Raw genomic sequence first — 18688 nt, forward strand, 5'->3', positions numbered from 1 at the left:
GTTGCTGAAGACGACTCTGGCCGGACTGCGCGCGCACAAGCTGCGGCTGCTGCTCACCTCGCTGGCGATCACGCTGGGCGTCGGCTTCATCGCCGGTACGTTCGTGCTGACCGACACCATCAAGGCCGGCTTCTCGCAGCAGGCCACGGCCGAGGCGGACAAGGTCGCCCTGGCCGTACTGCCCAAGGACAATGACGCGACCCTGCCGGAACGCACGCTCGAACAGGTGCGCGGCCTCTCCGGCGTGCTGGAGGCGCAGGGGCTGATCCGCGGCAGCGCGCCACTGCTGGGCAAGGACGGCAAGGCCGTCGGCAGCTGGGCGACCATCGGCATCTCGATCGTGTCCGGCCGGCTCGGCCGCGCCGCCATACTCAGCGGCACCGGCCCCGGATCCGACAACCAGGCGGCGGTGCTCGACAAGAACACCGCCAAGGCCCAAGGACTCAAGCCCGGCGACACGATCACCGTGCTCGACCCCCGTCACCGCGAGCAGCGGTTCAGACTGGTCGGCATCATGGACACCGGCCTGGACCAGGAGCTGGGGTATTCCGGCGCGATCGGCTTCACTCCGGCCACGGCTCAGCGCATGACCGGGGCCAAGGGCTTCGTCGAGATCGACATCGCGGGCGACGCCGCCGGTCTCAAGCAAGCGGTCGCCGCCGCCGCCGGAGCGGGAGCGGTGGTCAAGACGGGCGCGGAGCTCGCCAAGAGCCTGGCGGCCGCGTCCGGTGTCCAGATGGAGTCGCTGACCACCGGGCTGCTGCTGTTCGGCCTGGTGTCCATGCTGGTGGCCGCGCTGGTCATCTACAACACGTTCAACATCCTCGTCGCGCAGCGGGCCCGGGAGATGGCGCTGCTGCGCTGCATCGGCGCCACCCGCGGGCAGGTGTTCGGCTCGATCCTGCTGGAGTCCGCGGCCGTCGGCCTGCTGTCGTCCGCGCTGGGCCTGCTCGTCGGCTACGGCCTGGGCACGGCCACCTTGGCGGTGCTCGGCGCGCTCGACTCCCCGCTGCCCACGAACGCGACCATCGCACTGTCACCGGCCACGATGCTCAGCGGCCTGGCGCTCGGCCTGCTGGTCACCGTCGGGGCGGCACTGCTGCCCGCGCGGGCCGCCACCCGGGTCGCACCGATCGCGGCGCTGCGCACGCAGGTGGAGGAGCAGACGTTCCGCACGGGCGTCGTACGCGTGGTCCTCGCCACGCTCTTCCTCGTCGCCGGGCTCGGCACGGCCGGCTACGGAGCGCTGGCGCTGGACCCGGGCACGATGGTGCCGCTCTTCGTCGTGATGGGCGGCGGCGCGCTGACCTTCCTGGCCGTGCTGATCCTCGGACCGGTGCTGGTCAAGCCGCTGAGCGCGCTGGTGGGATGGATCCCGGCCAAGCTGTTCGGCGTGCCGGGACGCCTGGCCGTGGACAACTCCGGCCGCAACCCCCGCCGGGCCGCCACCACGACCGTGGCGCTGACCATCGGCGTGACGCTCATGACGCTGATCTCGGTGGTCACCGCCTCGACGCGGGAGACGATGACGGCCAAGCTCGACAGCCAGTTCCCCATCGACTACCTGCTGGCCACCCAGGAACGCGACGCCGCCGTCCCCCGATCGGTGGCCGACGAGCTGCGGCGGCGCCCCGAACTGGCCTCGGTGCTGCAGATCCGCGAGGCCAAGGCCAAGGTCTCCGGCGATTCGGTGGAGGTCGGCACCTTCAACGGCCCCATCAAGCCCGAAATCGAGTCCGGCTCGATGGCTCGGCTGGATCCTGGGCAGGTCGCGGTGGCCGACCAGGCGGCCAAGCAGTTCGGGCTGCGGCTCGGCGACACGGTCGCGGTGCGGACCGCCAAGGCCGGGACCGTCACGTTGCGGGTGGTCGCCGTCCTCAACGGCGATTCGTCGGCCCTGCCGACGCTCACCGTGGCCGAACGGTCCTTCGACGAGTACTTCGGCCAGGTGCCCGACTCGCGGGTGATGGTGAACATCAAGGACGGCGTGCCCGCCGCCCAGGCCCGCGAAGTGGTGGACGCCGCGACGGCGGCCTACCCGATGGTCCAGGTGACGAGCGCGACGGAGGTACGCGGGCAGTTCGACGAATCGCTGGACATGATGCTGATGATCATCACCGGGCTGCTGGGACTGGCGATCCTGATCTCGCTGCTCGGCATCGCCAACACGCTGTCACTGTCGGTGCACGAGCGGACCAGGGAGTCGGCGCTGCTGCGGGCACTCGGGCTGACCAGGCCGCAGCTGCGGCGGATGCTCTCGGTGGAGGCGCTGGTGCTCGGGCTGATCGGGGCGCTGGTCGGGGTGGTGCTCGGCGGCGTGTTCGGGTGGGCGGCGATGCGGGCGATGATCGCCGGCGCCGGGTTCGTGGTGCCTGGTGGGCAGATCGCGCTGTTCGTGGTGCTGTCGGGGCTGGCCGGGGTGCTGGCGGCCGTACTGCCTGCGCGGCGGGCGGCTCGGGCGTCGATCGTGGGGTCGCTGGCAACCGGATAAAGTGCGACAAATCATGATAAAGACGCCCAATTTCGGATAGAGGAGGTCTGGGGCGGCGAGCCTCACCCCTCGCGGCCCCACCTTCGGCGGCTCCGCCCGCACGGCAGCCGGACGCACAGCGACCCGGCGTACAACGGCCCGGCGTGCAGCGGCCTGGCGTACGCGCGCAACGGACCGTACGCAGGGCGAGCCGCACACGGCTGCCGGACGTCCCGGGGGCGACGCCCGGCAGCCGGGCCTACAACAGACCCACATGACGGCCAAACATCCCGAAAAGTCGCGACCCAGCCGGAAACGCCCGCCACCCGCCGCCTCCGACCACCTGGACCTAACACAGGCCCACGCGACAGCGAAACGTCCCGGAAGGCCACGCCCGGCCTGGGGCGTCCACCGCCCGGCCGACGCCCGATCGGGGATGCCCACCGCCCGGTCAGGGGTACCCGCCGCCCGGTCGGAGGCGCCCTCGACCAGCCAGCGCCCCAATCGCCCTGCGCCCCGGCTTCCTGGTCAGCGAGAGGCGCGGTCTCAAGGCGCGAGAGGTGGGACCTCCTGAAGCGCGCGAAAGGCGGGAGCTCGTAGGCGCGCAGAGATGACCTCCCAGGTGCGCGAAGCGGGCGGCCCTGCCGGTCAGCGAGGGGTGCGGCCCGGCCACAGCTCGGCGACCGTCTCCGGGTCGAGGAGCGGGCGGGTGAACACTTCCCCGGTCGCCTTGTCGATCACAATGCAGCCCCCGCCGACCGTGTCGGGCAGGGTGGCCGGGTCATCGGGATCCTGCTCCCGCACCCAAGCGACATATCCCTCATTGAAGCCATGAATCCCTACCGAGACGGAGTCGTCCGCCCTCCGCACCCCGTTGAAGTACTCCTCAGCCACCGCCCTGGCCTGGTCCAGATTCATGCCGGCTGCCCCTGCCTGTCGACGATCACACAGAACACCCCGGTCACCGTCGGATAAGGCGGTTCGACGGCCATATGCCCCCGCTGGGCGTCGATCCAGATCACCTCGCCGCCCGAGTTGACCGCGTTCCACGCATGGGACCCGCCACCCGGCCAACGCACCACGATCACGGCCCCCGCGCCATGCCCCGCCTCGACCAGCCGCCGCGCCACCATCGGATAGGCGTGCCGCCCCTGCCCCAAGTACTGGAACCGCTGCCCCACCCACCGCTCGATCCGCGCCGTACCCCCCACCTCACCGGTAACCAGCGGCCTGCCGATCCGGTCGTGATCCGGCCACCTCGGCGCCGCCGCCACAGGCTCACCGTGCCAGGTGGACAGCACGGCCAGCGCGCAGTCGGCGGCGTTGGACGCCCGGAACGGGTCATCGGCCGGCCCACCACCGTTGATCAGCCTCACCCAGGTCCCACGCGGATCGGGAAACCGCGTACCGAGCGGGATCGCCATCGCCAGGTCATGCTCCACCTGCGAGTCAGGCTTGGCCAGCCCCCCGGGCACACCGTAGGGCCGATAACCGGCCAACCTCGGCGGCCGCTGCGCCCGGTCGAACCAGTCCCCCTCAACGCCCTCCTGCCGCCCAGCCGCCCCTACCCCGGCTCCCCACTGCCCAGCCGCCGTCGCACCGGCCCCATGCCACCCAACTGGCGTCGCACCGGCTCCATGCCATCCAACTGGCGTCGCACCGGCTCCATGCCATCCAGCCGCCGTCGCACCGGCTCCCTGCCGACTCGCCGACGTCGTACCGGCTGCAGGCCACCCGGCCGCCGTAGTACCCGCTCCATGCCACCCAGCCGCCGTCGCACCGGCTCCCTGCCGACTCGCCGACGTCGTACCCGCTGTATGTCGCCTGGCCGCTCTCGGCGCGGCGCCTTGCCGATTAGCCTCCCCCACCGCGGTTTCCTGCGGTCCGATCGCCGCCATCCCAGAGCCCTGCTGTCCAGTCGAATCCGCCCCGACTCCCTGCGGGCCTGCCACGTCAACCCCGGCTCCCTGCGGGCCTGCCGTATCAACCGCCGCCGAGCCTGAAGCGACGCTATCCGGTGAGAGCCCAAGAATGGCCGCCGCCGACGCTCCGAACGCCCCCGCCCCACCCAACACACCGGCCCCACCGGCCGCACCCTCGCCGCCGGCCGCACCTCCGCCAACGCCAGCCTCTGCGCCACCGCCCGCCGCCCTGCGGCGAGCCCCGGCGCCTCCTGCCGCCGTCCTGCGGACAGCCCCGGCACCACCCAACACACCAGCGCCTCCGGTCGCACCGCCGCCGCCAGCGCCAGCCTCTACGGCACCGCCCGCCATCCCGTGAGCAGCCCCAGCGCCGCCTGCCCCCGTCTTGCGGGCAGCCCCGGCATCACCCAACACACCGGCACCACCGGCCGTACCCTCGCCACCGGCCACGCCTCGGCCACCGCCAGCCTCTGCCGCCCTGCGGCCTACTACCGATCCGGTAGTCGCCGCACCACTCGCGACTCCAGAGCCGCCCAGCGCGTTGGTCGCTGCCTCCGGGCCGCCCGCCGAGTCACTCCTGAGGGCTGAGCCATCGGCGAGCGCCGAGCCGCTCCCGGAGATCGGGCCACGCCCGGAAGCCCACCCACCAGCGAGCGCCCCGGGAGCCAAGCCGCTGGCAGGCACAGGCCCGTTGGCCGGCCCCGACTCGCCCACTTGCGCCATTCCCGGCACACCACTCGATGCCACGCGCCGGGAGGCCGGAGGCGCCTCGTGGCGTCCGCCCGGCAGAGCTCCCGGCTGCGCCGACGCGTCCCTAGCCGACGGCGTGGACGGCTGACCACCCGACGACGTAATGGACGGAGCACTCACCTGGACGGCCCACGGCGCGACCGACTGCCCGACCGACGAAACAGACCCAACCGACGACGCAGGCGACTGCCCGCCAGACGACGTAACAGACGCACCACCCGACGAGACAGCCCACGGCACGACGGACCGCCCAGCCGACGAAACAGACCCAACCGACGACGCGGACGGCTGATCGGAGCCCCATGCGGCCGTCTGTCCTCGCGTGGCCGGCTCTCCTGGTGGGTCCGGCCAGTGCGCGGTCGACCGGTCGGCCGATGTGTCCGATGGTGCCGCTAGTGAGGCGCCCGGCTGGGTGGGCCACGGCATGACCGAGTGTTCGGGGGGTGGGTGGGTGGGAGGGGGCGGGGCCGAGGAGGGGGAGGCGGGCACGTCCGAGTCGGCGGCGCGCTCGTAGTCGCGCCACCTCATCCCGTCACCGACCACGGGGTCGTAGTGCCCCTCGGGAAGGACCCACCGCACGCTGGACTTGCGGTCGCGGAACACGTCCTGCCTCCTGTCATGGCTCGACGACCGATCGTAGAGCGACCGCCATCCCAAGGAGGGGAAGTCAGCAAGTTTCGCGGCCACGGCTACCCGCTGTACCTGCACAAACAGGGTGAAGCTCAGGCGACCTTCACCTGGATGGAGTGCCAGCCGCTCGCGCCGTCAGGTGCCGGCGGCGCCTGCTGTTCGGTCTGCGTGTGGCCGGCCGCGTCCGTGGCCCGGACCTCGATCGTGTGCTGGCCGGAGGTGGCGTCCCACTCCAGCGACCACTGCCGCCAGGTGTCGGGGCCCGGCACCTGGGCCAGTTTCGCTTGTCGCCACTCGCCCCGGTCGACGCGTACCTCTACCGCGTCGATCCCGGTGTGCTGCGCCCAGGCCACCCCCGCGATCGCGGTACGGCCGGCCGTCAGCGACGCTCCATCCCTGGGTACGTCGATGCGCGACTCCGTCTTGATGGGCCCCTTGGCGGACCAGCCGCGTGGCGTCCAGTACGCCTCGTCCTGGTCGAACCGCGTCACCTTGAGGTCCACCACCCACTTGGTCGCCGAGACGTATCCGTAGAGGCCTGGCACCACCTGGCGTACCGGGAAACCGTGTTCGACGGGCAGGACCTGGCCGTTCATCGCGATGGCGAACAGCGCGTCGCGTCCGTCCATCACCACGTCGACCGGGGTTCCGGCGGTGAAGCCGTCGTCGGAGGTGGACAGGAGCATGTCGGCGCCCGGCTGCAGGCCGGCCTCGCGCAGCAGGTCGGCCATGCGGGCGCCCAGCCAGCGGGCGTTGCCGATGTACTCGCCGCCGACCTCGTTGGACACGCAGGTCAGCGTGACGTACTCCTCGGTGAGGGGCCGCTTCAGCAGGTCGGCGTACGTGAGCTCGATCGGCCGGTCCACCATCCCGTGGATGCGCAGCTTCCACTGCTGGGGATCGACGCGCGGCACGATGAGTGCGGTGTCGACTCTGTAGAAGTCCTGATTTTTTGTGACGAATGGTGAGAGGCCTTTTATGCCGAAATCCACCCCTTGGGGCAGTGGCTTGGCCGGAACCGTGGGTTTCGGCAGCGCGATCGCCACGCGGGCGGAGTCCGCTTCCTGACTCCCTGCCAGCAGCCGCCCGACCAGGGTCGCGGCTCCGGCGGCCACCACACCGCCCGCGACACCGCCGAGCAACCGCCGCCGGTCGAACGTGTACGGCTCCGCCGTGGCCCTCATCACGGCCGGCCGCTCAGCCTCAGAAGCTTCAGGGGCCTCAGGAGCCTCAGAAGAAGAACTCTCGCCGGGCAGGAGGCCACTGGACGCGGGTGCGGGTGCGGGTGCGGGTGACGCGGACACCGACGACCCCGAAGCAGCCGGAGCCCAAGCCGAAGCGTCCGAAGGCGCGTCCGAAGCTGACGGGTCAGAGGAGGCCGCAGCCATATCCCCGTACGACTCCTCCACCGCCCGCGCCAGCAACCACGTGAGCGCCCACGCCCCGACACCGACCCCCACCAAGGTCGGCACCACGTCGAGCACCCCCGCCCCCGGCCGCGTCATCACCGCCGCGATGCCCACGACGCCGAACGCCCCCAGCCCCACCAGCCCGTACCGGAGCCGACGGAGCGCCAGCACTCCGATGGCCGCGGCCACCAACGCGAGCACCACCAGCACACCCGCGATGAGCACGGTCTTGTCGTTCGAGCCGAAGGTGTTGATCGCGAACTCTTTGAGCCACGCGGGTGTGTTGTCCACGACCACGTTGCCCACCGCCACCACGGGGAAGGCCGCGGGATTCAGCAGGCCGGCGACGAGTTGCGCGACGCCGAGCGCCACGGCCCCGGCCACCACTCCCGCCAGCGCCCCGGCCCAGGCGGGCACCACACTGTTCCTCTGCACGGTTATGACGCTACGCCTCTGGCGGCCGGTGGTTCTTACGCGATGGTTACGTCAGCGAGTGGTACGTCAGCGACGTGGTTAGGTCAGCGGGTGATGAGGTCGCGGACGATCGGGGCGAGGGCGCGGAAGGCGCGGCCCCGGTGGCTGATGGCGTCCTTCTCGTCGGCGGAGAGCTCGGCCGCGGTGCGCGTCCCGCCCTCGGGCACCAGGATGGGGTCGTAGCCGAACCCGTTGGTGCCGCGGGGCGTGGTGACGAGGTGACCCGCCAGCGTACCCTCGACCACGCGCGACTCCCCCGACGGCAGCGCCAGCGCGGCCGCGCACGCGAAGTGGGCGGTCAGCTTGTCGGCGGGTACGTCGGAGATCTGCGCCAGCAGCAGGCCGAGGTTGGCCTGGTCGTCGCCGTGCCGCCCGGACCAGCGGGCCGAGAACACACCGGGCATGCCGTTGAGCACGTCGACGCAGAGGCCCGAGTCGTCGGCCACCGCGGGCAGCCCCGAGCCCTGGGCCACGGCGTGCGCCTTGAGCAGGGCGTTCTCCTCGAACGTGACGCCGGTCTCGGCCACCTCGCCGATCGAGGGGAACTCTTCGAGCCCGACGATGTCGAACCCGGACAGGATCCGGCGCAGCTCAGCGATCTTGCCCGCGTTGCGGGTGGCCAGGACGATCTTCATTTCCCCAGCGCCTCCTGCTGGATCAGGGTGAGCTCCTCGCAGCCGGCGACGGCCAGGTCGAGGAGTTGGTTGAGCGTGCCGCGGTCGAACGGGGCGCCCTCGGCGGTGCCCTGCACCTCGACGAAGCTGCCGGCGCCGGTCATCACCACGTTCATGTCGGTCTCGGCCGCCACGTCCTCGGTGTAGCAGAGGTCGAGCATCGGCACCGAGCCGACCACGCCGACCGAGACGGCGGCCACCGAGTCGACCAGCGGGTCGCCGGGGCACATGCGGCGCTCGCGCATCCACGCGACCGCGTCGGCCAGTGCCACGTAGGCGCCGGTGATCGCGGCGGTCCTGGTGCCGCCGTCGGCCTGCAGGACGTCGCAGTCGAGCAGGATGGAGTTTTCGCCCAGGGCCTTGTAGTCGACGCAGGCTCGCAGCGAGCGGCCGATCAGCCGGGAGATCTCGTGCGTACGGCCACCGATCTTCCCGCGGACCGACTCGCGGTCGTTGCGGGTGTTGGTGGCGCGCGGCAGCATCGCATACTCGGCCGTGACCCAGCCCTGGCCGCTCCCCCGGCGCCAGCGCGGCACGCTGTCCTGTACGGACGCCGCGCACAGAACCCGGGTGCCGCCGAACTCCACCAGCACCGAGCCTTCGGCATGGGTAATCCATTGCCTGGTAATGGTGATAGGGCGGAGCTGGTCGGGGTTTCGGCCATCCTGTCGCGACATGCAGATCACCCTATCTCCGCGCCGCAACGCTCTTGACCGAATGTGTCCGACACATGGATCCTTACGCAATGACAACGGGGGTGTTGCGTAACCCTGACTTTCTCCGGTTCCTCAGTTCGCACGTGGCCAACGAACTCGGAGCCAACATTTCCCGCGTGGCGCTCCCTTTGGTCGCCGTGCTGGCTCTGCACGCCACTCCGATGGAGGTCGGCGTGCTCTCCGCGCTGCAGACCACGGCGTTCCTGGCGATCGGCCTGCCCGCGGGGGTCTGGGTGGACCGGATGCGCAGGCGTCGCGTGATGCTGACCTCCGACCTGATCCGGTGCCTGCTGCTGGCGAGCATCCCGGTCAGCGAGGCGCTCGGTCTGTTATCCGTCGGCGTACTGTACGTGGTCGCGCTGCTGGTCGGCACGGCCCAGGTGTTCAACGACGTCGCCGACCAGACCTACCTGCCGGAGCTGGTGAGCAAGGACGGTCTGAGCGACGGCAACTCCAAACTCGAATTCGTCCGGTCGGGCGGCGCGCTCGCCGGTCCCAGCCTGGGCGGCGCGCTCGTGCAGCTGGTCGGGGCCTCGCGCACGATGCTGGCCACCGCCGTGGCCGCGTTGGGCTCGGTGCTCCTCCTGAGCGCCATCAAGGCCCCCGACAAGCCGCCGGTCTCCGGGGAACGACCGCGGATGTTCCCCGGTATCGCTGAGGGGCTCGGGTTCGTCTGGCGCGACCGGCTGCTGCGGACGATCGTCGCCACGACCGCGGCGACGAACCTGACTCTCAGCGCCGTGGTCAGCCTGTCCGTGCTGTTCCTGGCCGACGTGGTCCGCCTGCCGGCCGGCCTGATCGGCGTCCTGCTCATGTCCGGCGCGGTCGGCGGGCTGCTCGGCGGCCTCACCGGGAGCCGGTTGTTCAGCAGGTACGGCACGGCCAGGGTGACCTGGCTGGCCATCACCGTCACCTCACCCTTCGGCCTGCTGCTCCCCATGACGCAGGCCGGCTGGCGGATCTCCTTGTTCTCGATCACCTCGATAGCGCTCTCATGGGGCGCGATCATCTACAACATCGGGCAGCTCACCTATCGGCAGACCATCACGCCGGAAGGGATGCTGGGGCGGGTCAACGCGACGGTCCGGTTCATCGTCTGGGGCACGATGCCGCTGGGCGCGTTGCTCGGCGGCATCGTGGCTCAGCACATCGGCGTGCGGGAGGCACTCTGGGTGTTCATGGGGGCGCGGCTGGTCTCGTTCCTGCCGCTGATGTTCTCGCCGCTGCCGCGGCTGCGCGACTTCTCCCAGCTTCAGGCCAAGTCGTAGACGGCTCGCAGGTTCAGGCCAAGTCGTAGACGGCCCCGCTGCGGGCCAGGTCGATCGGGCCGCCGTAGCCGCCCCGGCAGGCGTCGTCCATGATCTGCAGCTGGTCGTGCCAGGGCACGAGGTGGGTGAGCACCAGCCTGCCCACCCCGGCCTTGGCGGCGTGCTCAGCGGCCTGGCGGCCCGACATGTGCAGGTCGGCCGGCATCCCCGGCTGGTCGAGGAACGACGACTCACACAGCATCAGGTCGACACCCGCGGCCAGCCGTACCAGTTCGGCGGACTCGCCGGTGTCGCCCGAGTAGGCGAGGCTCCGGCCGCCGTGCGTGACGCGGAAGCCGTACGCCTCGACCGGGTGGTTGACCTGGCCGGCGGCGAGGGTGAACGGCCCGACCTCGAAGGGGCCCGGGGTCAGCGGGATGAAGTCGAAGGCGGTCTCCATGCCCGGCTCGTCCGGCATGCCGTAGGCGGCGGCCAGGCGGCGTGGCGCGTCGGCGGGGGCGTGGACGGGCACTCGGGGGTACGGCGCGGCCGGCCCGTACGTACGGGCCACGTGGTACGCGCACATGTCGAGGCAGTGGTCGGCATGCAGATGGCTCAAGCAGATGGCGTCCACGTCATAGAGCCCGATATAGCGCTGAAGCACTCCCAGGGACCCGTGGCCGAAGTCGAGGAGCAGCCTGAACCCCTCGGCCTCGACCAGATAACAGGACGAAGGGCTGTCGGGGCCTGGAAAGCTACCCGAACAGCCGATGATGGTCACCTTCATGTGGGCCTCCCGTTTGAGGTAATACCCCCCACTGGCGTGACTTCGACCGCGTCGATCTCCGGGCCGAGGAAGCGTCGCCCGAGCCGGGCGAAGAGCAAGGAGTCGCCTGTGGCGCGGAAGCGGTGCCGGGGGGTGGCCTCGCTTCCTGCCGCCATGTCACGGTCGTGCAGGATGCGGTAGACGTCCTTGGCCGTCTCGTCGGCGCTGGAGACGAGCGTCACCCCGTCACCGGCGACATAGGAGATCGCGCCGGTGAGCAGCGGGTAGTGGGTGCAGCCGAGGATGAGCGTGTCGCACCCGGCCGCCCTGATGGGGTCCAGGTAGTCGCGCACGACCTCGATGAGCTCCTCGCTCGCCGTCTCTCCGCGTTCGACGTACTCCACCAGGCGTGGGGCGGCCACGCCGGTGAGCTGTACGTCGGGAGCCGCGGTGAAGGCGTCGTGATAGGCCATGGACTCGATGGTCGCCCTGGTGGCGATCACACCGACCCTGCCGGTGCGGGTGGCACGCACCGCGCGCCGGGTCGCGGGCTGGATCACCTCGACGACCGGCACGTCGTAACGCTCGCGCGCGTCGCGCAGCACGGCGGCACTGGCGCTGTTGCACGCGATCACGAGCATCTTGACGTCGTTCGCGACGAGGTGGTCCATCACCTCCAGCGCGTAGGCGCGAACCTCTGCGATGCGTTTCGGCCCGTACGGCTGACGGGCCGTGTCGGCCACATAGGTGATGGACTCATGGGGGAGCTGGTCGATGATCGCCCTGGCGACCGTCAGCCCGCCCACCCCGCTGTCGAAGATCCCGATACTCGTGTCCGGCACCTTTAAGAGGGTAGGCGACCTGCGACATCTTCACTGCGTAAGAATGCTCACAGCCCGCGTGTCACCCGCGCCCCACCCGGGCGAGCTGACGGCACTGGGCGACCAGCCGGCCCTGGGAGTCCCACGCCTCGACCTCCTCGTCGAACCAGCCGTCGGAGACGAGCCGGCCGCTGCCGATCAGGGTGAGCCAGCCGGGAGCGGGCAGCGCCCGCAGGTGCCAGGTGAGGTCAACGGTGGGCGCCCAACCTCGCGCGCCGGCCGAGAACACGACGGGCGGCAGCGAGTCCACGGCCAGGGCGAGCACGTACGGGTCGGGGTCCTGGGGCTCCGCCATCCTGAAGTACGCCCTGGACTCGGGCCGGCCACTGGGCTCGCCGCTCAGCCAGCCGATCGTGGGCGGGTCGAAGAGCATCTCCATCTGGGCGTTGAGCGTCATGTTCGACTCGGGCCTGGGGTCGGGCAGCTTGGCGCAGTCTTCCGGCCGTGGCATGACATATCCCGGTTTATCGGCGTACATCGGCTCGACGTCGCCGAGCGTGGCCGTGGTGATCAGGCTCTCGATCTGCGCCACACCGTCCTGGACGAGCGTCGCCCGGGTGAAGGCCGCCGTCCTGCCCGCCTTGAGCTGCTCGATCCGGACCCGCGCGGGACCGGGCGCGGGCGACTTGAGGAACTGGGCCGACGTGCTCACCGGATGCTCGAACGGCGACGCGTCCACGACCGCGCGCAGGATCACCGCCAGCAGGTAGCCGCCGTTGAGCGGGCCACCGATCACGTAGCCGGGGTCGAGGCAGACGTCATAGGTGGCCTCGTCGACCCGGATCGCCTGCGTGGCCTCATCGAACTTGGTCATCGCCCTGCCTCAGGTACGGAACTATATTCTAGTAACCCTACATCAGCACCTCAAAGCAGGAACTCTCAGGCGTCTAAGTACATTGCAAGCGACCGTCTAGCAACATCAGCTACTTTCTTTGTGGTCAAAAGTCCACATTGTGAGTTGAGTGATGTCTGCTAATAATCCCCCGAGTGGCCAAGATCCTAACCGGACCACGGCGTACCGCTGGAACCAGGAGCAGCAGCCCGGGAATCCGCCGGGCCAGCCGTATCCACCGCAGCAGTCCTACCAGCAGCCCCAGTACGGCCAGCAGGCCCCCTCAGGTCAGCAGGCTCCCTACGGGCAGCAGGCGTCCTATGGCCAGCAGCCCCAGTACGGGCAGCAGTCTTATGGTCAGCAACAACAGCCCCAGTACGGCCAGCAACCGCCGTCCTACGGCCAGCAGCCCCAATATGGGCAGCAGCCCCAGTACGGCCAGCAGGACCCGTACGCGCAGACCGGTTGGCAGCAGCAGGGCCCCGAGGGCTTCGGCCCCGCCGAGCCCGCCAAGAAGAGCCGCAAGGGTTGGATCATCGCCATCGCCTCGGCGCTGGCCGTCGTCCTGCTCGGTGGCGGCGCGGTCTGGGCGGTCGGCGCGATCGGCGGCGGTGGCACGCAGCCGCACGAGGTGCTGCCCGCCAGCTCGATCGCCTATGTACGGCTCGACCTGGACCCGGCGGCCAACCAGAAGCTCGCGCTGTTCCAGATCGCCAGGAAGTTCACCGTCACCAAGGACACCTTCAGGGGTGAGGACCCGCGCAAGGCGGTGTTCGACCTGACCCAGGACGCCGGTCTGTCCAAGGTCGACTTCGCCAAGGACGTCGATCCCTGGCTGGGCAGCAGGATCGGCCTGGCCGTCATCCCGTCGGGCGGCAAAGAGCCGGACTTCGCCGTGGCCGTCCAGGTCAAGGACGAGGCGCAGGCCAAGGCCGGCATCACCAAGCTGATGGGCAAGGAGAAGTTCGGCCTGTCCTTCCGTGACGACTACGCGCTGGTGACCTCCACACAGACGCTGGCCGACAAGTACGCCGCCGACACCACCAGCCTCGCCGACAACGCCGACTTCAACGACGACGTGAACGCGGTCGGCGAGCAGGGCGTGCTGTCGTACTGGGCGCACCTCGGCAAGGTCGGCGAGCTGGCGGTGACCGACAAGTCGAGCGAGGAGGCCAAGGCGCTCGAACAGGTCAAGAACGCCAGGTTCGCCGGCGCGCTCCGCTTCGACAGCGCCTACGCCGAGCTGGCCGGTGTCGTCCGCGGCGCCGAGGGCATGGTGGAGGGCGACCTGGAGCCCGCCAAGCTGTCCGCACTGCCCGCCTCCACCGCGGGCGCGTTGTCCTACTCGGGCCTCGACCAGATCATCACCAAGAAGTGGGCCGAGATCGAGCAGTCCATCGCGGCGACGCCCGCGGGGGCCCAGTTCAAGCAGTTCGTCGACCAGGCCAAGCAGACCTACGGCCTGCAGCTGCCCGACGATCTGGCCACGGTCCTCGGCAAGAACCTGACCCTCGCGGTCGACGCCCAGGGCCTGGACAGCGACAAGATCAAGGCCGGCGTCCGCATCACGACCGACCCGGCCAAGGCGCAGGCCGTGTACGACAAGATCCAGAAGGCCATGTCGTCCAGTGGCCAGCCCACTCCCCAGCTCGCCAAGGTCGCGGGTGACGGCACGTTCACCGTCGCCACCACCGACGAGTACGCCAAGGCATTGTCAGCCGACGGCACGCTGGGTGAGAGCCAGACCTTCAAGGACGCCGTTCCGGATGCCGACGAGGCCACCTACGCCCTGTTCGTGGATCTGGACAAGGTCGAGAAGTACTACCTGCCGAACATGGAGGGCGACGACAAGGCCAACGCCCAGGTCCTGCGGGCGGTCGGCCTGAGCGGCAAGCAGACGGCCACGGAGGCCAGCTTCTCGCTGCGGGTGCTGTTCAACTGAAGCAAGGGTGGCCGCCCCTCAGGGGGCGGCCACTTTCACGCCCAGAGCTGGCCTTCGAGGCGGTGCTCGGCTTCGTCCAGGGTGCCTTCGTAGGCCCCCGTGGACAGGTATTTCCAGCCGCCGTCGGCGACGACGAAGACGACGTCGGCGCTCTCCCCCGCCTTCACCGCCTTGGCGGCCACGCCCAGGGCCGCGTGCAACGCCGCCCCTGTGGACACGCCGGCGAAGATCCCCTCCGCGGCGAGCAGCTCCCGCGTACGGCGCAGCGCGTCGGCCGACCCCACCGAGAACCGCGTGGTCAGCACGGACTCGTCGTAGAGCTCGGGGATGAACCCCTCGTCCACGTTGCGCAGCCCGTAGACCAACTCGCCGTAACGCGGCTCGGCGGCCACGATCCGCACGCCGGGCACGCGCTCACGCAGGAACCGTCCCACCCCCATGAGCGTCCCCGTCGTGCCGAGCCCGGCGACGAAGTGGGTCACGCCGGGCAGGTCCTCAAGGATCTCCGGCCCCGTCGACTCATAGTGGGAGCGCCAGTTGGCCGGGTTGCCGTACTGGTAGAGCATCACCCAGTCCGGGTGTTCGGCCGCGAGTCCCTTGGCCACCCGTACGGCCTCGTTGGAGCCGCCCGCCGCGGCCGACGAGACGATCTCCGCGCCCCACATGCGCAGCAGCTGGCGGCGCTCCTCGGAGGTGTTCTCCGGCATCACGCAGATCAGCTTGTAGCCCTTGAGCTTGGCCGACATCGCCAGTGAGATGCCGGTGTTGCCGCTGGTGGGCTCCAGGATCGTGCAGCCGGGCGTGAGCAGCCCGTCCTTCTCGGCCTGCTCGACCATCCACAGCGCGGGCCGGTCCTTGATCGACCCGGTCGGGTTGCGGTCCTCGAGCTTGGCCCAGAGCCGTACGTCGGCCGACGGCGAGAGCCGGGGAAGGCCGACGAGGGGCGTGCGGCCGACCGAGTCGATCAGCGATTCGAAACGCATGTCACCCGCCGGCGACGGCGGGCAGCACGGTCACCGTGTCACCGTCGGACACCGGCGTGCCGAGGCCGCCGAGGAAGCGCACGTCCTCGTCGTTCAGGTACACGTTGACGAAGCGGCGCAGGTTGCCCTGGTCGATCAGGCGGGCCTTGAGCCCGGGATGCAGGGACTCCAGGTTGCTGATCAGCTCGTCGAGGGTGGCGCCCTCGGCGTCGACGGCTTTGGCGCCGCCGGTGTAGGTACGGAGGATGGTCGGAATGCGAACCTCGATAGCCATCGCGGTCAGTCTCCTCGGGTCAGGTCGTCGTCCCATCGGCAGCAACGCCGACGGCTGAACACGGATTCCTGATCAGCGACAGTCGTAGACGACGACAGCCGGGGTATGCGCGAAGAGGTAGCTCTGCACCGGCCTGACCATCATGGGAGGAATCTTACCTCTTCCTCTGTTATCACTCCGTCGAGGATGCGGTAGGAGCGGAACTCCGTCTCGTGCTCGTCCCTGGTGGAGACCAGGACGTAGTGGGCGTCCGGCTCGGAGGCGTAGGTCACGTCGGTGCGCGAGGGGTAGGCCTCGGTCGCCGTGTGGGAGTGGTAGATCACGACGGGCACCTCGTCGCGGTCGTCCATGTCGCGCCAGACGCGCAGCTGCTCCATCGAGTCGAAGCGGTAGAACGTGGGCGAGCGTTCGGCGTTCTCCATCGGGACGAACCGCTCGGGAACGCCGTCCCGGCCCGCGATCACGCCACATGCCTCGTCCGGGTGGTCGGCCCGCGCATGGGCAACGATCTGATCAACCAGTTCCTGCGCGATCGTCAGCATGTCCCGGAAATTACCAGAGGGCCCGGACCAGGGTGTCCTGCAGGTAGGTCAGCCAGTCGTAGGTGACATAGGCCGGGTATCGAGGGTCGTCCTCGGACATGGTGGCGATCTCGTCGTGGATCTCCTCGGTCACCTCGAGCTTGGTGCCGAGGGCCAGCCGTACGTCGTTGAGCGCGCGCAGCCACGCCTGGGCCTGCTCGGGCGTGAGCTCGCTACGTCCCGGTCTGGCGCTGTCGAGCATGGTCTGCGCGTCGGCGCGCTTGCCGTCGCGCAGCGTCGCCTCGGTGTAGCGCCGGAACTCCGCCGCCTCCTCCGCGTCCTCGTAGGCCGAGGGGAACAGGCGCGCGAGCACCGGATCCGACGGCGCCAGCCCGGCCCCGATGCCGATGCCGAGCGCCCGCTCCAGCGGGTCGTCCCCGGTCTCGCCGGGCGCCACCAAACCGAGCACCTGGGCGACCAGCGAGCGCAGGATCGACACCTCCGCCGCCTCGAACTTCGCGATGACGCCGCCGCCGTCCCGCGTCGAGAACCCCGAGTTCACGTGTGCCGCCTCACTTCACCGAATCCGGCTGGACCGTCGCCCACAGGCCGTAGGAGTGGAGAATCTGCACGTCGCGCTCCATCTCCTCCCTGGTGCCGCTGGACACGACGGCCTTGCCTTTCTTGTGCACGTCCATCATGAGTCTCTCGGCCTTCTCCTTGGAGTAGCCGAAGACCGTCTGGAAAACGTACGTCACGTAGGACATGAGGTTGACCGGGTCGTTCCAGACGATCGTCACCCATGGCAGATCGGGCCGGACGTCCGTTGACGGACGCTCGACGGTCGTTGGAGCAGTGCTACCCACATCCCCCATCCTGCCCTACCCCGGCCGTAGTCTTCGAGTCGTGGCAATGACCATGAGCACTGCGTTGCTCACAGATCACTATGAACTGACAATGCTCCAGGCGGCGCTGCGGAGCGGCGCCGCCCATCGGCGGGCGGTTTTCGAGGTGTTCGCCCGGCATCTGCCTGGCGGACGGCGATACGGGGTTGTCGCCGGGACGGGACGTGTCCTGGACGAGCTGGAAGACTTCCGTTTCCGTGATGAGGAGCTGACCTACCTGCGGGAGAAAGAGGTGGTCGACGAACCGACCCTCGCCTTCCTCGCCGACTACCGTTTCTCCGGCGACGTGTACGGCTACCGCGAAGGAGACGTCTACTTCCCCGCCTCCCCGATCATGGTGGTGGAAGGCACGTTCGCCGAGGCCGTACTCCTCGAGACGTTGACCCTTTCCATCCTCAATCATGACTGCGCCATCGCCTCGGCCGCCTCCCGGATGACGAACGCGGCGGGCAACCGCCCGATCATCGAGATGGGCTCGCGCCGCACGCACGAGTGGGCCGCCATCGCGGCCGCCCGCGCCGCCTACATCGCCGGCTTCGCCTCCACCTCCAACCTGATGGCGGGGAAGGTCTACGGCGTTCCGACGGCCGGTACGGCGGCGCACGCGTTCACGCTGTTGCACGACACCGAGCGGGACGCGTTCGAAGCCCAGATCGCCGCGCTCGGCCCGGAGACCACGCTACTGATCGACACCTACGAGGTGCCCGAGGCGGTCCGCACCGCGGTCGAGCTGGCGGGCGCCAAGCTGGGCGCGGTGCGGATCGACTCCGGCGACCTGGCGGCGGCCGCGCAGGAGGTACGCGAGCAGCTCGACGCGCTCGGCGCGTTCAACACCCGCATCGTGGTCACCTCCGACCTGGACGAGTACGCCATCGCCGCGCTGGCCGCCGCCCCCGTCGACGGCTACGGCGTGGGCACCTCGCTGGTGACGGGCTCGGGCGTGCCCACGGCCGCGCTGGTCTACAAGCTGGTGGCGCGCGAGACCGCGGCGGGCGTCATGGAGCCGGTGGCCAAGCGGTCGGTCGGCAAGCCGTCGCGCGGCGGCCGCAAGGAGCCCTACCGCCTGTTCGACGAGACCGGGCACGCCGAGACCGAGCTGATCACCACGTCGGGGCCGGCGCCGGAGGGCGGCGTACCGTTGCTGCACCACCTCGTGCGCGACGGCGAGGTCATCGGCAGGGAGCCGTTGGCCGCGGCCCGCGAGCGGCACGCCAGGACCATCGCGGGCCTCCCCCAGGAGGCGCTGCACCTGGGCCGGGGGTACGCGGCGATCGCCACGGAGTTCGCCTGAC

17 protein-coding genes are annotated in these 18688 nt (G+C 70.1%); 4 read left to right on the forward strand and 13 right to left on the reverse strand.

Features of this window, described 5'->3' with window-relative positions:
- Window position 1: 1 nt before the first annotated feature.
- A complete protein-coding gene (locus ACGFNP_RS18555; protein ID WP_393319968.1) occupies window positions 2-2491 on the forward strand; it encodes an ABC transporter permease in 2490 nt (829 codons plus the stop codon).
- 627 nt (window positions 2492-3118) lie between these two features.
- On the opposite strand, the gene ACGFNP_RS18560 is transcribed toward ACGFNP_RS18555, so the two are convergent.
- The 5 genes from ACGFNP_RS18560 to rph all read right to left on the reverse strand — a co-directional run bounded on the left by ACGFNP_RS18560 (window position 3119) and on the right by rph (window position 9006).
- Window positions 3119-3388: a hypothetical protein gene (locus ACGFNP_RS18560; RefSeq protein ID WP_358317212.1), complete on the reverse strand. Its 270-nt coding sequence runs from the start codon at window positions 3386-3388 to the stop codon at window positions 3119-3121.
- Window positions 3385-3846, reverse strand: a complete 462-nt coding sequence (locus ACGFNP_RS18565; RefSeq protein WP_393319971.1) for a toxin glutamine deamidase domain-containing protein — start codon at window positions 3844-3846, stop codon at window positions 3385-3387. Before ACGFNP_RS18565 ends, ACGFNP_RS18560 begins: the two co-directional genes overlap by 4 nt.
- A gap of 2018 nt (window positions 3847-5864) precedes the next feature.
- The gene (locus ACGFNP_RS18570; RefSeq protein WP_393319974.1) at window positions 5865-7616 is read right to left on the reverse strand and encodes a molybdopterin-dependent oxidoreductase; all 1752 of its coding nucleotides are present in this window, start codon (window positions 7614-7616) and stop codon (window positions 5865-5867) included.
- A gap of 83 nt (window positions 7617-7699) precedes the next feature.
- Window positions 7700-8290, reverse strand: a complete 591-nt coding sequence (rdgB, locus tag ACGFNP_RS18575; RefSeq protein ID WP_358317208.1) for an RdgB/HAM1 family non-canonical purine NTP pyrophosphatase — start codon at window positions 8288-8290, stop codon at window positions 7700-7702.
- On the reverse strand, window positions 8287-9006 hold the full coding sequence (gene rph / locus ACGFNP_RS18580) for a ribonuclease PH (protein WP_358317206.1): 720 nt from the start codon (window positions 9004-9006) through the stop codon (window positions 8287-8289). Before rph ends, rdgB begins: the two co-directional genes overlap by 4 nt.
- A gap of 68 nt (window positions 9007-9074) precedes the next feature.
- Between rph and ACGFNP_RS18585 the strand changes: the two genes are divergently transcribed.
- On the forward strand, window positions 9075-10313 hold the full coding sequence (locus ACGFNP_RS18585; protein WP_393319978.1) for an MFS transporter: 1239 nt from the start codon (window positions 9075-9077) through the stop codon (window positions 10311-10313).
- Between the two features lie 13 nt (window positions 10314-10326).
- Here the strand turns inward: ACGFNP_RS18585 and ACGFNP_RS18590 are convergent, their stop codons facing one another.
- The 3 genes from ACGFNP_RS18590 to ACGFNP_RS18600 form a co-directional block, all read right to left on the reverse strand.
- Entirely contained in the window at window positions 10327-11079 is a 753-nt protein-coding gene (locus tag ACGFNP_RS18590) for an MBL fold metallo-hydrolase (RefSeq protein ID WP_358317202.1), read from the reverse strand.
- Window positions 11076-11900: a glutamate racemase gene (gene murI, locus ACGFNP_RS18595; protein WP_393319981.1), complete on the reverse strand. Its 825-nt coding sequence runs from the start codon at window positions 11898-11900 to the stop codon at window positions 11076-11078. The genes ACGFNP_RS18590 and murI overlap by 4 nt, the downstream gene beginning before the upstream one ends.
- Before the next feature lie 61 nt (window positions 11901-11961).
- Window positions 11962-12753, reverse strand: coding sequence for a thioesterase family protein (locus tag ACGFNP_RS18600; RefSeq protein ID WP_358317198.1), 792 nt, complete (start codon window positions 12751-12753; stop codon window positions 11962-11964).
- 151 nt (window positions 12754-12904) lie between these two features.
- On the opposite strand from ACGFNP_RS18600, the gene ACGFNP_RS18605 reads away from it, so the two are divergent.
- On the forward strand, window positions 12905-14713 hold the full coding sequence (locus ACGFNP_RS18605; protein WP_393321554.1) for a DUF3352 domain-containing protein: 1809 nt from the start codon (window positions 12905-12907) through the stop codon (window positions 14711-14713).
- 35 nt (window positions 14714-14748) lie between these two features.
- Here the strand turns inward: ACGFNP_RS18605 and ACGFNP_RS18610 are convergent, their stop codons facing one another.
- The 5 genes from ACGFNP_RS18610 to clpS all read right to left on the reverse strand — a co-directional run bounded on the left by ACGFNP_RS18610 (window position 14749) and on the right by clpS (window position 17357).
- Window positions 14749-15696, reverse strand: a complete 948-nt coding sequence (locus tag ACGFNP_RS18610) for a PLP-dependent cysteine synthase family protein (protein WP_393319985.1) — start codon at window positions 15694-15696, stop codon at window positions 14749-14751.
- Between the two features lies 1 nt (window position 15697).
- The gene (locus tag ACGFNP_RS18615) at window positions 15698-15970 is read right to left on the reverse strand and encodes a MoaD/ThiS family protein (RefSeq protein WP_358317194.1); all 273 of its coding nucleotides are present in this window, start codon (window positions 15968-15970) and stop codon (window positions 15698-15700) included.
- A gap of 140 nt (window positions 15971-16110) precedes the next feature.
- The gene (locus ACGFNP_RS18620) at window positions 16111-16512 is read right to left on the reverse strand and encodes a M67 family metallopeptidase (RefSeq protein ID WP_358317192.1); all 402 of its coding nucleotides are present in this window, start codon (window positions 16510-16512) and stop codon (window positions 16111-16113) included.
- A gap of 10 nt (window positions 16513-16522) precedes the next feature.
- Complete coding sequence (locus tag ACGFNP_RS18625) at window positions 16523-17053, reverse strand: DUF2017 domain-containing protein (protein WP_358317190.1); 531 nt, start codon at window positions 17051-17053, stop codon at window positions 16523-16525.
- A gap of 10 nt (window positions 17054-17063) precedes the next feature.
- On the reverse strand, window positions 17064-17357 hold the full coding sequence (gene clpS, locus ACGFNP_RS18630) for an ATP-dependent Clp protease adapter ClpS (RefSeq protein ID WP_393319990.1): 294 nt from the start codon (window positions 17355-17357) through the stop codon (window positions 17064-17066).
- A 91-nt stretch (window positions 17358-17448) separates the two neighbouring features.
- On the opposite strand from clpS, the gene ACGFNP_RS18635 reads away from it, so the two are divergent.
- Window positions 17449-18687 carry a nicotinate phosphoribosyltransferase gene (locus tag ACGFNP_RS18635; protein WP_393319993.1) on the forward strand — a complete coding sequence of 413 codons (1239 nt, stop codon included), beginning with the start codon at window positions 17449-17451 and terminating at the stop codon, window positions 18685-18687.
- The last annotated feature ends 1 nt before the right edge of the window (window position 18688 follow it).

Source organism: Nonomuraea sp. NPDC049269, assembly GCF_043197155.1.
In the GTDB taxonomy this organism is placed as follows: Bacteria; Actinomycetota; Actinomycetes; order Streptosporangiales; family Streptosporangiaceae; genus Nonomuraea.

What these genes read in the sequence shown, in the direction of transcription:
- ACGFNP_RS18610 (WP_393319985.1), bottom strand. Translation starts at nt 15,696, where the DNA reads ATGCGTTTCGAATCGCTGATCGACTCGGTCGGCCGCACGCCCCTCGTC.
- ACGFNP_RS18635 (WP_393319993.1), top strand. Translation starts at nt 17,449, where the DNA reads ATGCTCCAGGCGGCGCTGCGGAGCGGCGCCGCCCATCGGCGGGCGGTT.
- ACGFNP_RS18585 (WP_393319978.1), top strand. Translation starts at nt 9,075, where the DNA reads ATGACAACGGGGGTGTTGCGTAACCCTGACTTTCTCCGGTTCCTCAGT.
- ACGFNP_RS18590 (WP_358317202.1), bottom strand. Translation starts at nt 11,079, where the DNA reads ATGAAGGTGACCATCATCGGCTGTTCGGGTAGCTTTCCAGGCCCCGAC.
- ACGFNP_RS18560 (WP_358317212.1), bottom strand. Translation starts at nt 3,388, where the DNA reads ATGAATCTGGACCAGGCCAGGGCGGTGGCTGAGGAGTACTTCAACGGG.
- ACGFNP_RS18615 (WP_358317194.1), bottom strand. Translation starts at nt 15,970, where the DNA reads ATGGCTATCGAGGTTCGCATTCCGACCATCCTCCGTACCTACACCGGC.
- rph (WP_358317206.1), bottom strand. Translation starts at nt 9,006, where the DNA reads ATGTCGCGACAGGATGGCCGAAACCCCGACCAGCTCCGCCCTATCACC.
- ACGFNP_RS18620 (WP_358317192.1), bottom strand. Translation starts at nt 16,512, where the DNA reads ATGCTGACGATCGCGCAGGAACTGGTTGATCAGATCGTTGCCCATGCG.
- ACGFNP_RS18600 (WP_358317198.1), bottom strand. Translation starts at nt 12,753, where the DNA reads ATGACCAAGTTCGATGAGGCCACGCAGGCGATCCGGGTCGACGAGGCC.
- ACGFNP_RS18605 (WP_393321554.1), top strand. Translation starts at nt 12,905, where the DNA reads ATGTCTGCTAATAATCCCCCGAGTGGCCAAGATCCTAACCGGACCACG.
- rdgB (WP_358317208.1), bottom strand. Translation starts at nt 8,290, where the DNA reads ATGAAGATCGTCCTGGCCACCCGCAACGCGGGCAAGATCGCTGAGCTG.